Annotated in this window: 15 protein-coding genes; 11 read left to right on the forward strand and 4 right to left on the reverse strand. The window is 46.3% G+C overall.

Annotated elements, in window-relative coordinates:
* Nucleotides 1–200 precede the first annotated feature (200 nt).
* From cyoA to HH682_RS10050, 6 genes are all read left to right on the forward strand, one after another.
* Entirely contained in the window at nt 201–1,127 is a 927-nt protein-coding gene (gene cyoA / locus HH682_RS10025) for a cytochrome o ubiquinol oxidase subunit II (protein ID WP_214237425.1), read from the forward strand.
* A 2-nt stretch (nt 1,128–1,129) separates the two neighbouring features.
* The gene (cyoB, locus tag HH682_RS10030; RefSeq protein WP_214237426.1) at nt 1,130–3,112 is read left to right on the forward strand and encodes a cytochrome o ubiquinol oxidase subunit I; all 1,983 of its coding nucleotides are present in this window, start codon (nt 1,130–1,132) and stop codon (nt 3,110–3,112) included.
* Nucleotides 3,112–3,720 (forward strand): cytochrome o ubiquinol oxidase subunit III, encoded by a 609-nt coding sequence (locus tag HH682_RS10035; protein ID WP_214237427.1) that lies wholly within the window; start codon nt 3,112–3,114, stop codon nt 3,718–3,720. The genes cyoB and HH682_RS10035 overlap by 1 nt, the downstream gene beginning before the upstream one ends.
* A complete protein-coding gene (locus HH682_RS10040) occupies nt 3,720–4,049 on the forward strand; it encodes a cytochrome o ubiquinol oxidase subunit IV (RefSeq protein WP_092675588.1) in 330 nt (109 codons plus the stop codon). The genes HH682_RS10035 and HH682_RS10040 overlap by 1 nt, the downstream gene beginning before the upstream one ends.
* A 14-nt stretch (nt 4,050–4,063) precedes the next feature.
* The gene (gene cyoE, locus HH682_RS10045) at nt 4,064–4,954 is read left to right on the forward strand and encodes a heme o synthase (protein ID WP_214237428.1); all 891 of its coding nucleotides are present in this window, start codon (nt 4,064–4,066) and stop codon (nt 4,952–4,954) included.
* 126 nt (nt 4,955–5,080) lie between these two features.
* On the forward strand, nt 5,081–6,442 hold the full coding sequence (locus HH682_RS10050; protein ID WP_214237429.1) for an MFS transporter: 1,362 nt from the start codon (nt 5,081–5,083) through the stop codon (nt 6,440–6,442).
* A 61-nt stretch (nt 6,443–6,503) separates the two neighbouring features.
* On the opposite strand, the gene HH682_RS10055 is transcribed toward HH682_RS10050, so the two are convergent.
* A complete protein-coding gene (locus tag HH682_RS10055; RefSeq protein ID WP_214237430.1) occupies nt 6,504–6,995 on the reverse strand; it encodes a YajQ family cyclic di-GMP-binding protein in 492 nt (163 codons plus the stop codon).
* Between the two features lie 99 nt (nt 6,996–7,094).
* On the opposite strand from HH682_RS10055, the gene panE reads away from it, so the two are divergent.
* Nucleotides 7,095–8,012, forward strand: coding sequence for a 2-dehydropantoate 2-reductase (panE, locus tag HH682_RS10060; protein WP_214237431.1), 918 nt, complete (start codon nt 7,095–7,097; stop codon nt 8,010–8,012).
* Nucleotides 7,969–8,565, forward strand: coding sequence for a DJ-1/PfpI family protein (locus HH682_RS10065; protein ID WP_214237432.1), 597 nt, complete (start codon nt 7,969–7,971; stop codon nt 8,563–8,565). The genes panE and HH682_RS10065 overlap by 44 nt, the downstream gene beginning before the upstream one ends.
* A 30-nt stretch (nt 8,566–8,595) precedes the next feature.
* Here the strand turns inward: HH682_RS10065 and thiI are convergent, their stop codons facing one another.
* Nucleotides 8,596–10,044: a tRNA uracil 4-sulfurtransferase ThiI gene (gene thiI, locus HH682_RS10070; RefSeq protein WP_214237433.1), complete on the reverse strand. Its 1,449-nt coding sequence runs from the start codon at nt 10,042–10,044 to the stop codon at nt 8,596–8,598.
* A 216-nt stretch (nt 10,045–10,260) separates the two neighbouring features.
* On the opposite strand from thiI, the gene xseB reads away from it, so the two are divergent.
* Genes xseB through dxs form a run of 3 tightly spaced genes read left to right on the forward strand, consistent with a single transcriptional unit; the run spans nt 10,261 to nt 13,287 of the window.
* A complete protein-coding gene (xseB, locus tag HH682_RS10075) occupies nt 10,261–10,500 on the forward strand; it encodes an exodeoxyribonuclease VII small subunit (protein ID WP_214237434.1) in 240 nt (79 codons plus the stop codon).
* A gap of 2 nt (nt 10,501–10,502) precedes the next feature.
* Nucleotides 10,503–11,402, forward strand: a complete 900-nt coding sequence (gene ispA / locus HH682_RS10080) for a (2E,6E)-farnesyl diphosphate synthase (protein ID WP_214237435.1) — start codon at nt 10,503–10,505, stop codon at nt 11,400–11,402.
* Between the two features lie 19 nt (nt 11,403–11,421).
* Nucleotides 11,422–13,287, forward strand: coding sequence for a 1-deoxy-D-xylulose-5-phosphate synthase (gene dxs, locus HH682_RS10085; RefSeq protein WP_214237436.1), 1,866 nt, complete (start codon nt 11,422–11,424; stop codon nt 13,285–13,287).
* 60 nt (nt 13,288–13,347) lie between these two features.
* Here dxs and thiL read toward each other — a convergent pair whose 3' ends face one another.
* Together thiL and nusB are read right to left on the reverse strand one after the other, a co-directional pair.
* Nucleotides 13,348–14,322 (reverse strand): thiamine-phosphate kinase, encoded by a 975-nt coding sequence (thiL, locus tag HH682_RS10090; protein WP_214237437.1) that lies wholly within the window; start codon nt 14,320–14,322, stop codon nt 13,348–13,350.
* A gap of 63 nt (nt 14,323–14,385) precedes the next feature.
* Nucleotides 14,386–14,805, reverse strand: a complete 420-nt coding sequence (gene nusB / locus HH682_RS10095; protein ID WP_048911678.1) for a transcription antitermination factor NusB — start codon at nt 14,803–14,805, stop codon at nt 14,386–14,388.
* Nucleotides 14,806–14,811: the final 6 nt, after the last annotated feature.

Genomic DNA, 14,811 nt, shown 5'->3' on the forward strand with positions numbered 1-14,811 from the left:
CAATAGGATTTTGTTATATTAAAGCCAACTAATTGATGGTGTTGATAATTTCATCCTGTGAATAAAATTTGTTAAATGTCTCAAATAACCATCTACACTTTACTGACAGAACCTCAAGCAGGTTTACACTACTCCAACGTTACCGTAAAATACCGATACACTTAAACGACAATACAGCCCTTTGTCATTGAGGTCGTTAAATGAGACTCAAGAAATACAAAAATAGTTTGGGGATTTTGTCATTAATTTCAGCCACTCTGCTCATGAGTGGTTGCGATAGTGCGCTTTTAAATCCTAAAGGTCAGATTGCACTGGAGCAACGTTCATTAATACTGACAGCCTTCGGCTTGATGTTGATTGTCGTCATTCCAGCAGTCTTCATGGCAATTGCATTCGCCTGGAAGTATCGGGCATCGAATACAAATGCTAAATACTCACCTAACTGGTCACACTCTAATAAAGTGGAAGCAGTAGTTTGGACCGTTCCGATCCTGATTATTGTTTTCTTAAGCGTGCTGACTTGGAAAAGTACTCACTCTCTAGAACCAAGTAAACCTATCGTTTCTGATGTAAAACCTGTCGAAATTGATGTCGTTGCTTTAGACTGGAAATGGCTGTTTATCTACCCTGAGCAAGGTATTGCAACAGTTAATGAGATTGCTTTCCCAGCAAATACTCCGGTGCATTTCAATATCACGTCAAACTCTGTGATGAACTCATTCTTTATCCCAACACTGGGTAGCCAAATCTACGCTATGGCAGGAATGACAACGCAATTGAACTTGATTGCGAACGAAGCAGGGACTTTTGATGGGATCTCCTCTAACTACAGTGGTCGTGGATTCTCTGGTATGAAGTTTAAAGCCATTGCAACCAACACCAGTGCTGAATTTCAGCAGTGGGTAGATAAGGTCAAAACTGCACCTAATACACTGACTACCATGGATCAGTTTGAGAAGTTGGCTGCGCCAAGCGAAAACAATCCAGTGGAATATTTCTCAAATGCTAATCCTGAACTGTTTACACAAGTTGTTGACAAGTTTATGTCTAGCCACGGAAAAATGAACATGCCTGCTCACGCTGGTATGGACATGAATCACACCGCTTCAGCCGGAGCAGAGGAATAATCATGTTAGGAAAATTAACATTAGCGGCGGTTCCCCTCGACGTACCAATCGTCATGGTGACCATCTCCGCTATTATCCTTATTGGTCTGGCACTCGTTGCCGCCATCACTTACTACGGTAAGTGGAAGTATCTGTGGACAGAGTGGTTTACCTCTATTGACCACAAAAAACTCGGCATCATGTACTGCATCATGGCTTTCGTGATGTTGCTTCGTGGTTTTGCCGACGCCATCATGATGCGGAGCCAACAGGTTCTTGCCTCAGCGGGTGAAGCGGGCTTCCTTCCGCCGCACCACTACGATCAAATCTTTACCGCGCATGGCGTGATTATGATTTTCTTCGTAGCGATGCCTTTCGTTGTTGGTCTGATGAACATTGCTGTACCGCTGCAAATCGGTGCACGTGATGTTGCTTTCCCATTCCTGAACAACTTAAGCTTCTGGTTCACGGCAATCGGTGTCATCTTGGTAAACCTTTCACTGGGTGTGGGCGAGTTCGCGCAAACCGGTTGGCTGGCCTACCCTCCTCTGTCGGGTGCTGAATACAGCCCAGGCGTAGGGGTTGACTACTGGATTTGGAGTTTACAGCTATCAGGTATTGGTACAACGCTGACAGGGATTAACTTCTTCGTCACAATTTTGAAAATGCGTGCCCCAGGCATGACTATGTTCAAAATGCCAATTTTCACCTGGACCGCGCTGTGTACTAACGTCCTGATTATTGCGGCGTTCCCAGTATTGACTGTGACCTTAGCACTGCTGACCTTGGATCGTTACCTTGGCTTCCATTTCTTTACTAATGAAATGGGCGGTAACATGATGATGTACGTCAACCTGATTTGGGTTTGGGGACATCCAGAAGTTTATATCCTTGTTCTGCCTGTGTTCGGTGTCTTCTCTGAAGTTACTGCGACTTTCGCTAAAAAACGCATGTTTGGTTACACCTCAATGGTGTGGGCAACTGTTGCGATCACCGTCCTGTCATTCATCGTTTGGTTACACCACTTCTTCACTATGGGATCCGGTGCCAACGTCAATGCCTTCTTCGGTATCATGACAATGATTATCGCAATCCCAACTGGGGTTAAGATCTTCAACTGGTTGTTTACGCTGTATCAAGGCCGTATCGAAATGACTGCGCCTATGCTATGGACCATCGGCTTTATCGTCACCTTCTCGGTGGGCGGTATGACAGGTGTTCTGTTAGCGGTTCCTGGTGCTGACTTCGTATTACACAACAGTCTATTCCTGATTGCTCACTTCCATAACGTTATTATCGGTGGTGTAGTCTTCGGTTGTATGGCAGGTGTGACTTACTGGTTCCCGAAAGCCTTTGGCTTCAAGCTTGACGAGAAATGGGGCAAACGCTCTTTCTGGTTCTGGATCATCGGGTTCTTCGTTGCCTTTATGCCGCTTTACGCATTAGGCTTCATGGGTATGACCCGTCGTTTAAGTCAAAATATTGATCCACAGTTCCACCCACTGCTTGTTGTTGCAGCTTGTGGTGCTGGCCTGATCGCACTGGGTATTCTCTGCCAGCTGATCATGTTCTATGTCTCAATCCGTGACCGTGAACTGAATCGTGACCTGACTGGGGATCCATGGGGCGGGCGTTCTCTTGAGTGGGCAACATCATCTCCACCTCCGTTCTACAACTTTGCGGTTATTCCAGAAATCAATGAGCGTGACTCATTCTGGGAAATGAAGCAAAAAGGTGAAGCCTATAAGAAACCTGCGCATTATGAAGAAATTCATATGCCTAAAAATAGTGGTGCTGCAGTAGTTATCGCTGCCTTCGCAACTATCTTTGGTTTCGCAATGATCTGGTACATCTGGTGGTTGGCGGTTGTCTCTTTTGTTGGAATCTTGGCGAGCTGGATCATCAAGAGCTTTGACGAAGACGTGGATTACTACGTTACCGTTGAAGAGATCGAACAGATTGAGAACAAACACTTTGAAGAACTTAGCAAAGCAGGTGTGAAATAATGTCTTCTCTATCTAAACACCACGACGCCCATGGAGAGCATGGGCATCACGATGCAGGAGCCAATAAGATTTTCGGCTTCTGGATCTACCTGATGAGTGACTGCATTATCTTTGCAACCTTGTTTGCAACCTATGCAGTGATGATGAATAGCACCGCAGGGGGTCCTGCAGGACGTCAGATCTTTGAACTGCCTTATGTTCTTGGTGAAACCGCCCTACTCCTCCTAAGTTCTATTACTTACGGCATGGCAGTTATTGCCATGAATAAAGGTAATAAAGGAACGGTTAATGCTTGGTTAGTATTAACTTTCCTGTGTGGTCTAGGATTCATCGGGATGGAAATCAATGAATTCCATCACCTGATTTCTGAAGGCTTTGGCCCTCAGCGTAGCGGCTTCCTGTCTGCGTTCTTTACCTTAGTCGGTACCCACGGACTTCACGTAACTTGTGGTCTGATCTGGATGCTGGTTCTGATGTTCCAGATCGCGACTCGTGGTCTGACAGCAACTAACCGCACTCGTATCATGTGCCTAAGCTTATTCTGGCACTTCTTAGATGTGGTGTGGATCTGTGTGTTTACCATTGTCTATCTGATGGGGGTCATGTAATGAGTCATTCAGCAACCGAACATGGCGCATCGCATGGTAGCGTGAAGTCGTACATGATTGGCTTCATCCTTTCTATCATCCTGACTGGAATCCCTTTCTGGATGGTAATGGATGGAAGTTCTGCACACTCCACTACACTGGCTGTAGTGGTGATCTGTGCCGTAGTTCAGGTTATTGTCCATCTGGTCTATTTCCTCCACCTCGACAGTAAGTCTGAGGGCGGCTGGAACCTAGTAGCCATTGTCTTCTCAGCAATCATCATCTTGATTGTTGTGGTAGGCTCGCTGTGGATCATGTGGAACCTTAACTACAACATGATGCCCCACTAACTGAGTTAACCGTAATGATTAAGCAATACCTACAAGTGACAAAACCAGGAATTATTTTCGGAAATTTAATTTCTGTGATCGGGGGTTTTTTGCTCGCCTCTAAAGGCAGCATCGACTTCCGCTTATTTTTCGTCTCACTGATTGGCGTTTCTCTCGTCGTCGCATCAGGTTGTGTCTATAACAACGTGATCGACCGCGATATTGACCATAAGATGGAAAGGACGAAAAACCGAGTTCTGGTGAAGGGGCTCATTTCAACAAAAGTGAGCTTGGCATATGCCACTTTGTTAGGTATTGCTGGTTTTGCGGTACTCTACTTTGGTGCAAATCCGCTGGCTATGTGGCTGGCGGTAATGGGTTTCGTGGTTTATGTCGGTGTCTACAGTCTCTACATGAAACGTAATTCTGTTTATGGAACGTTAATTGGAAGCTTGTCAGGTGCCGCTCCTCCCGTGATTGGCTACTGTGCCGTCACGGGCAGTTTCGATGCGGGTGCATTGATCCTACTGGCTATCTTCAGCTTATGGCAAATGCCTCACTCTTATGCCATCGCTATCTTCCGCTTTAAAGATTATCAAGCGGCAAATATTCCGGTGTTACCCGTTGTTAAAGGTATCTCCGTCGCGAAAAACCATATTACGCTGTATATCATCGCGTTTATGGTAGCGACCTTAATGCTCTCTTTAGGGGGCTATGCTGGCTATAAATATTTAGTGGTTGCCGCCGCAGTCAGCTTATGGTGGTTAGGGATGGCGCTCTCTGGTTATAAATCAGAAAATGACGACCGGGTCTGGGCGCGCAAACTGTTTGTCTTCTCTATTGTCGCCATCACCGCGTTAAGCGTCATGATGTCAGTCGACTTTATGGGCCCGGGCTCCCCTGAGCTACTGACCTACGTGCGTTAATCCCACTCTTAGCTTTAAGGCGCGAATTTCGCGCCTTTTCTTTTTGTTACCTAAGCTTAAGATCTATTCATTTACCCAACCTACACAACTCCTTAGACTAGAAACAGAATTAAATTAGAGGTTGTAATGAACGATAATAAAATGACCCCGCTCGAGTTGCGAGCAACTTGGGGATTGGGCACGGTATTTTCTTTACGCATGCTGGGTATGTTTATGGTACTACCCGTACTGACCACATACGGCATGGCTTTACAGGGCGCAACGGAAGGTCTTATTGGACTAGCCATCGGTATTTACGGACTCGCACAAGCCATCTTCCAAATTCCCTTTGGATTACTCTCCGACCGCGTAGGGAGAAAGCCTCTTATTGTGGGCGGATTGCTAGTGTTTGTGATAGGAAGTATCGTTGCCGCGACGACCACCTCGATCTGGGGAATAATTCTTGGTCGAGCCTTACAAGGGTCTGGCGCTATTGCAGCCGCGGTCATGGCGCTATTGTCTGATTTAACCCGCGAGCAAAACCGCACTAAAGCGATGGCCTTTATTGGTATAAGCTTCGGGGTAACCTTCGCCATTGCTATGGTGCTCGGCCCTATTGTGACTCATCTCCTTGGACTACACGCTTTATTTTGGATGATTGCCGTGCTGGCGACGTTAGGGATCATTATTACCCTATTAATCGTCCCTTCTACTACAGAGCATGTGCTAAACCGTGAATCGGGTATGGTAAAAGGCAGTTTTCGTAACGTTTTAGCCAACCCCAAATTACTCAAGCTGAATGCCGGTATTTTATTTCTGCACATTTTATTAATGTCGAGCTTTGTTGCGCTACCCGGAGAGTTTGAACAAGCGGGCTTACCTGCTGCCGATCATTGGAAGGTTTATCTTGTCACCATGCTGATCGCTTTTGTTGGTGTGGTGCCTTTTATCATTATTGCTGAAGTTAAACGCAAGATGAAGTTGGTCTTTGTTAGCTGCGTCGCACTATTACTCGTTGCTGAGTTAGTCTTATGGCAAGCTGGAGCCCATTTCTGGACACTGGTCATTGGCGTTCAACTCTTCTTCTTTGCATTTAATTTGATGGAAGCAATCTTACCATCGCTGATCAGTAAAGAGTCTCCTGCGGGTTATAAAGGCACCGCGATGGGAATCTATTCAACAAGCCAATTTCTCGGCGTTGCCATTGGTGGCAGTATGGGTGGCTGGGTTTTCCAACACCTAGATGCTCAAGCGGTATTTCTGTTGGGCGCAGTGATTGCTGGAGTGTGGTTACTTGTCAGTTTGACCATGCAAGAACCTCCCTACGTCAGCAGCCTTCGCGTGGTTCTCCAACACACTGGCAATACTGAGCTGCTTGAACAGCGATTACGTCAAGCACCAGGGGTAAGTAATGTACTGATTATTCCTGAAGAGCGGGCGGCTTATATCAAAATTGATAGCAAAACGACTAACCGCCAAGTAATCGAAGCACTGATTGCGGCAAACTAGTCCCCTCCCCTCTTGACCACTTACCTGAAACTTATTCCAGGTAAGTGGTAGATAGTTAACACTAATCGCGGAAGTTTTTAAACTGGAACGGTTGCCCCAAATTAGCGCCTTTCACTGTCGCCATTGCGGTTTGTAAATCATCACGGGACTTACCGGTTACGCGCAGAGAATCCCCTTGAATCTGGGCCTGCACTTTCAGCTTGGCATCCTTGATAACTTTAACGATTTTCTTGGCTATATCCGTTTCAATTCCTTTCTTCATCTTAATGTCTAGGCTCCAACTTTTACCACTGTGGGTAATTTCTTCGGGAACATCTAGCACCGCTCCTTCAATGCCGCGCTTTAGCATTTTTTCGCGTAAAATGTCGATAATTTGACGAACTTGAAAATCAGACTCACTGCTTACCGTAATAACTTCGTTCTTTTCATTGAGTGTCACTTCTGCAGTCACATTGCGAAAATCGAAACGAGTAGATAACTCACGGTTCGCATTTTCTACAGCATTTTTCACTTCTGGCATTTCCACTTCTGAAACTATATCGAAAGATGGCATATTTTCTTCTCCTCTTGAATCGTTGACATGCATAATACCGATCTGTAAAGACGACACAACTGTTCAGCAAAAAATGGCGAAGGATTGCGAGGGAATTTTATGAGAATAACAATACTAGGCTGTGGTGCCCTAGGTCAGATATGGTTATCCGCTCTGTCAAGAGCTGGCCACGATATGCAAGGGTGGCTTAAGGTGCCACAACCACAGCTTCAGATAAAGGTATTCACCCCTGAACAAGACTCTTTTAGTCACGTCATCACCGTAAACGATAGTCAGCACTTACAGCAGTGTGAGCTGCTACTCGTTACGTTGAAAGCACAACAGTTACAATCGGGATTAACACCGCTTTTATCTTCGCTACCCGCTAACTGCCCTATTGTCTTAATGCATAATGGGCTGGGTGTTATGGATGATCTCCCCGCTCTCACTCAGCCCCTTTGCCACGCCGTTACCACACAGGCGGCCTATCGTACTTCAGTTGCTACACTGCATAAAGCTTGGGGAATCACCCAGCTAGGTCCTTTGAACCATGCTGCTAAATCGGTTAGTCATATTGCTGATGTGTTACATCAAGCCCTTCCCGATGTAGCTTGGTATGACGAGATTAAAATCTCAGCATGGAAAAAATTAGCGGTCAATGCGGTGATTAATCCTTTAACCGTAAAATATGACTGTCATAATGGACAGTTAATGAGTGTTCTCAACGAGGTGAATACGCTTTGTCGTGAGCTCGCAACGGTGATGAACCGTGAGGGGATCCATACCGACCCCCATCAGTTATTCGACGATGTCGTCAACGTCATCCAAAACACGTCGACTAACATCAGTTCAATGCGACAAGATATCCAAGCACACCGCTTAACTGAAATCGACTATATCAATGGCTATCTACTTAAACGTGCGCGCTGCTATGGGTTGACTCTTGCCCACCACACGGCTCTTTATCAATGGATTAAACAGAAGGAATCCGAATATGTCGGCGATGCCCTCAGTGCTACTCTGCCTCGCTCATGGTAATGATGCCATAGAAATCACCACTTTTTTAAGTCTACTGCCACGTGCCGGTATTACTGTTACCGTTGCGAGTGTAGAAGGAGACGGTGCGCTAACAATTCAAAGCGCAGAGGGGCTCACTTTTCAGGCCGACATCCCCCTCTGCCAAGCTGTCGATAAAGCGTCTGATTTACTTCTATTACTGGGGGGTAAAGAGAGTTGTGATACCTACGCGCGTAGCGACTTGGTAGTAGAATCGATGGCTCAATTTACTGCCACTCAACGTTATGTGGCTGCTATGAGCCATGTTGTACCGGGACTAATCGATAAGAGTGAACGCTATCAGGGGGCGAACGTTACCTGCCTCCCTCAACAGTCCTCTCTCCTGCAGCATACTCAATGGCAAGAGCGACGCGTTGTTGTTGATCCCCGCTATCTTCTGCTTACCGGACAAGGGCCTTTGTGTGCAACCGATATGGCGCTAAAGATAATAGAACTTCTGAAGTGTAAACAGGATGCCCACGCAATCACCCATGATCTTGCTTTACCCATCGGAATTTATAATTATCAAGAGTAAAAAAAAGCCTCATTATTGAGGCCTTTATCGTTATGGGCGATAGACTTTAACGTTAGTAAACCCTTGCTCGTGCAAGTACAAGGCTTGTAATCGGCTCATTACGCCACGTTGGCAATAGAGCAACCATGTGCGCGAGCGATCTAAATCACCAAATTGTGTGCTCAGTCTGTAGAAAGGTATCGATTTGATTTCCACACCACTGATCTCTAATGGCTTATCATCTTGCTCATCAATCGAACGAATATCCAGAATGGAATCTTGACCAGTCAACTCACTGACTGACTCAATTTCCACTACTTCTGCTGTCGTTTCGACCGCAATTTCACGAATATCGATATTACGTGCTTCAGAGATTACGCGCTCGAGGATAGTAAAATCAAAATTATTCTCTTCCTCTTCGATCTTCGCCTCAACCGCTTTGACAGTAGGACTTTTTGAAATCACACCGCAATACTCAGGCATGGTTTTCGCAAAATCCTCCGTACCAATCTGGCGTGCCACTTTGATGATATGTTCTTTATCATGCGAGATAAGTGGACGAAGAATTAGGGTATCGGAAACGTTATCGATGAGACGCAGATTGGTTAGGGTTTGACTTGAGACTTGGCCAAGCGCTTCACCCGTGACGAGCGCTTGTACACCGTATCGCTCCGCAATTTGGGAGGCTGCACGTACCATCATACGCTTCAGTACGACTCCCATCTGTCCATCATCGACTTTCTCTAAAATTTCCCCCACAACCGGTTCAAAGTCGATAGCAATGAAGCGGACACGATGGGAGCGCCCAAAGGTATTCCACAAAAAGTGAGCAACTTGACGTACGCCAATTTCGTGAGCAGCACCGCCGAGATTAAAGAAGCAGTAGTGAACCCGGCTGCCACGACGCATCAGCATATAACTCGATACACCTGAGTCAAACCCACCGGAGATAAGCGAAATGACATCTTCTTGCGTACCAATTGGGAAACCGCCGAGCCCTTCATAACGATCAGTAATGAGCAATAACCGGTCTTCATCAATCTCTAAGTGAACGGTCATATCAGGGTGTTTAAGCTTGACTGAGGCTGACTCAATATGCTGATTTAGACCACCGCCCACATAACGCTCCACCTCATGAGAGGTAAATTCATGCTTACCGCGGCGTTTGGCACGTACACAGAAGGTTTTACCCTCTAGTTGTGATTGGTACATGGCCAACGTCTGCTCAAAGATGTCATGCAAGCTGGTAAAGGTACGATCTTCAACGGCGAGCACATGATGGATTCCCGGTATTCGGGTGAGCGCTTCCGCCACAGCTAAACTGAGTTCTGGTTTTCGCGTACGGACCGTAATGTGGTCCCAAAGGCGGACAACTGCAATATCTTCATCAATACTTTTCAGTACGTTTCGTATATTACTGGATAAAATTTTAATAAAGCGTAAACGTACAGATTGGCTTTTGATCGTTATTTCTGGAAATAATTTTACGATAAACTTCATAATGGCACTAACTTACGTGGGAATAAACGTTAATTATTAATCGTTTATATGTTAAAATAGGTTTCAGGGTTACCCTCTGATTTAAGCGCGCGTAGTATATCACTATTAGATTGTCATAGCTTGTTTTAGTCGTGCGACACAGAGTATTTTGCGAAAACCCTCTAGTCAGCTAACATATATCCCAATTATCGTTCACTCACCAAGCCGGTACTGCATATGCCTAAAAAACCTGCGTCGACGATCAGCTTTGAACAATCTCTTTCTGAGTTGGAAGTCATTGTACAACGCTTAGAAAGCGGTCAACTGCCGCTAGAGGATGCCCTCAACGAATTCGAAAAAGGGGTTACCCTTGCACGCCAAGGCCAACAGCAGCTACAGCAAGCCGAGCAACGGGTTCAAATTCTTCTCGCTCAAGATGAGCATGCTGAATTATCAACGTTCACACCGGAAAATTGATAATGGATCTCTCCACCACCTTAACGCATTACCGCACCCGTATTGATCGGGTGCTACAAGAATGTTTAGAGAATCTTACTTTTCAGTCTATTCCCTTATATAAAGCCATGCATCATGGCGTATTATTAGGGGGAAAGAGAATGCGTCCTTTTCTGGTCTATGCCACAGGAGAGATGTTCGGTATTGACCCAAAAGTCCTTGATATTCCAGCGTCAGCGATTGAGTTCATTCACGCTTACTCTCTCATCCATGACGACTTACCCGCGATGGATAATGATAGCCTACGACGTGGGCAGCCTACCTGTCACATTGCTTTTGGCGAAGATACGGCTATTTTAGCCGGTGATGGATTACTGACGCAGGCGTTCACAATATTGAGCGACAATGCGATGCAAGGTGTCTCGGATACAACGCGGCTTGCGATGGTCAGCGAATTGGCCCGCGCGAGCGGTGCAGCGGGTATGGTTCTCGGTCAAGCCTTAGACTTACAAGCAGAAGGTAAAACGTTAGATTTGGCAGCGTTAGAGACTATCCACCGTCATAAAACCGGGGCGTTAATTCGTGCCGCTATTCGGTTAGGGGCTTTGTGTGCGGGTGAAGAGAGCCGCCAATACTTACCCATTCTTGACCGTTACGCAGAAGCGATTGGTCTCGCCTTTCAGGTACAAGACGATATATTGGATGTCACAGGCGATAGCCAAGTAACGGGTAAACAACAGGGGATGGATGTCGCACTCGGCAAAAGTACCTACCCTGGATTACTCGGGCTTGCCCAAGCACGTAATAAAGCCCAAGAGCTTTACCAAGAAGCTATTAATGCCTTAACACAGCTTGAAAAGCATGGTTTTAACACCCAGCAATTACAGGCGTTAGCGAGTTATATCGTTGAACGTAATAAATAAATTCTATGATGAGTCTCTGATGAGTTTTGACAATACACTATATCCCACTCTGGCCTTGGCTGAGACCGTTCAGCAATTACGCCAACTTCCTAAAGAGAAGTTGCCACAGCTTTGCGAAGAATTACGTGCGTATTTGCTTAATAGTGTGAGTCAATCGAGTGGGCACTTTGCCTCTGGCCTCGGTGTCGTTGAACTTACTGTCGCATTGCACTATGTCTATAATACGCCCTTCGACCACTTGATATGGGATGTGGGCCACCAAGCATACCCCCACAAAATTCTTACTGGTCGCCGTGATCGTATTGGTACTATTCGCCAAAAAGGGGGGCTTCACCCGTTCCCATGGCGTGCCGAAAGCGAACACGATGTATTAAGTGTTGGGCACTCATCAACCTCCATCAGTGCAGGTTTAGGTCTGGCGGTGGCGGCGCAAAAAGAACAAAATGACCGTAAAGTTGCCTGCATTATTGGTGATGGTGCGATCACCGCAGGGATGGCGTTTGAAGCGATGAACCATGCAGGTGATATCAAACCCGATATGTTAGTTATCCTTAACGATAATGATATGTCTATCTCTGAAAATGTCGGTGCGCTGAATAATCGTGTCGCTCAGCTTCTCTCGGGTAAAACCTATTCTAAACTGCGTGAAAGTGGTAAACGCGCCTTTGATAATTTCCCTCCGATTAAAGAGCTTCTTAAACGTACGGAAGAACATCTCAAAGGTATGGTATCCCCTGGGACCCTGTTTGAAGAGTTAGGGTTTAACTATATCGGCCCAGTGGATGGCCACGATGTACTCACCCTAGTCAGTACTTTATGCAACATGCGTCAGCTAAAAGGCCCACAATTCCTGCATATTATTACGCAGAAAGGGAAAGGCTATGCCCCAGCTGAAAAAGATCCTATTAGCTGGCATGCTGTCCCTAAATTTGATCCCGCGAGCGGTGTGTTACCCGCCAGTAAGCCGAGTATCGCCCCTACCTATTCAAAAGTCTTTGGCGACTGGTTATGTGAAGTCGCGGCGCAAGATCCTAAACTGATGGCCGTCACTCCAGCGATGCGTGAAGGCTCAGGCATGGTACGTTTCTCACGTGAATACCCGGAACAATACTTTGATGTCGCCATTGCCGAACAACACGCTGTGACCTTCGCTGCAGGGTTAGCGATCGGCGGTTATCACCCCGTGGTCGCTATTTACTCCACATTTTTACAACGCGCTTACGATCAACTGATTCATGATGTGGCGATTCAAAAGCTCCCGGTATTATTCGCCATCGATCGTGGCGGAATTGTAGGCGCCGATGGTCAAACCCACCAAGGGGCGTTCGATATTGCCTTTTTACGCTGTGTGCCTGACTTAGTTATTATGACACCGAGTAATGAAGATGAATGTCGACAAATGCTTTATACCGGCTACCAATATCGTCAAGGGCCCAGTGCCGTGCGCTACCCAAGGGGAAACGGTATAGGCTTGGTGGAACGTCCGCTAAGCGGCCTACCCATCGGTAAAGGTCATGTTGTACGAGAAGGTACTGAAGTGGCTATTTTAAACTTTGGTACGCTGCTTGAAGAAGCAAAACAAGCGGCTGAGCAATTAGGTGCGACCCTAGTTGATATGCGCTTTGTTAAACCTCTAGATGAAGCCTTAGTGCTTTCACTGGCTGAAACACATCATACTTTTATCACGCTCGAAGAAGGGGCAATCAAAGGTGGTGCCGGGAGTGGCGTTAATGAACTGCTTATGGCACATCGACTCATGCGTCCTGTCCTTAATCTAGGCTTACCGGATGAATTTATCGCACAGGGTACGCAGGAAGAAGTTAGAGCCTCTCTCGGCTTAGACAGTCAGGGGATCACCGACAGCTATCAGCAGTGGTCTGAATAAAAAAAAGTGCCAATCTGAAGTGACCCCCGATAGTTGGACAACCTATTATCGGGGATTTTTTTATACGGAGAAGTGGTCAAAGCCCTTCGGCTGGTAAGCCAATTTTTTGCCTTGATCAAATAAAGCAATACCTTCGGATGCGGGTAAAATTTGTCCAATACACCGCCCCTCAACGCCTAGATTATCTAGCGCTACTTTGATCGCCTCACGATTGACCTCAGGGACAGTAAAGCAGAGTTCATAGTCTTCCCCACCGTTTAAGGCAAAATCTATCGCCTCTTCTCGTGTAACCACTTCTTGTAGAACAGCTGATAACGGTAGATGAGCCTGTTCGATTTTCGCTCCAACGCCACTGGCTTGCAGAATATGTCCTAGATCCGACAGCAACCCATCTGACACATCAATCGCTGAAGAGGCCAAATCGCGCAATGCTTGTCCTTGTAAAATACGGGGCGTCGGACGAAGATGGCGTTTTAATAAATAATCACGCTGCTCACTCGTTGAAGTGGTTAACTTATTTTGTAATAGGGCTAGCCCCGCCGCACTATCGCCCAACGTGCCAGTGACAAAAATCCAGTCACCATGTTGTGCGCCACTTCTTTTCAACGCCTTCCCCGCAGGCACCAACCCATGGATCCCTAATGTCATGGACAGTGGACCGCGCGTCGTATCGCCACCGATCAGTTGCATATGGTAGTAGTCTAATTGCTCGAATAACGCGTCACTGAACGCTTGGAGCCAAGGGTGATCGATGTGAGGGAGGCTAATTGCTAACGTCAACCAAGCAGGGTCTGCGCCCATTGCAGCTAAATCACTAAGGTTAACGGCTAACGCCTTATAGGCAAGGTCGTCTGGGGCAATATCGTGATAAAAGTGTGTACCTTCCACTAATGTATCAACACTAATGGCTAATGTCTGATTGGGAGCAAGATTCAATAATGCGCAGTCATCACCAATCCCTGTTTCTACATCTCGTCTATAAGTCGTTTTACGATTGAAATAACGACTAATAATCTCAAATTCTCCGCCAGCCATCACGCTTACCTTTTTTGTCTTGCTGTGCCATAAAAAAAGGCCGGAATATCCGGCCTCATAGAGTTATTTACGGCGGGGTCTAATTTGTGGAGCAACCTTATCCAATACACCGTTTACAAACTTATGGCTATCTTCTGCACCAAATGTTTTGGCCAGTTCAATACCTTCGTTGATAGCAACTTTGTACGGGACATCATCACGCTTGCTTAATTCGTAAAGCGAGATGCGTAAAGCGGCTTTTTCAACCTCACCCAACTCATCAAGACGACGGCTCAGGTGCGGTTGCATCAGCTTGTCAAGATAATCACTGTTGTTCGCGACGCCTGTCAGGATCTCCCGAAAGTACAGCACATCAACGTCTTTGACGTCGTTTTCAGCAAGGAACTGATATTCAACATCAGCAATGTCGTTATTAGATAGTTGCCAAGAGTAAAGTGCTTGAAGAGCACACTCTCGGGCGCGGCGGCGAGCAGCAGGTTTCACTAAAAT

Source organism: Rosenbergiella gaditana (assembly GCF_018494065.1).
Lineage (GTDB): Bacteria > Pseudomonadota > Gammaproteobacteria > Enterobacterales > Enterobacteriaceae > Rosenbergiella > Rosenbergiella gaditana.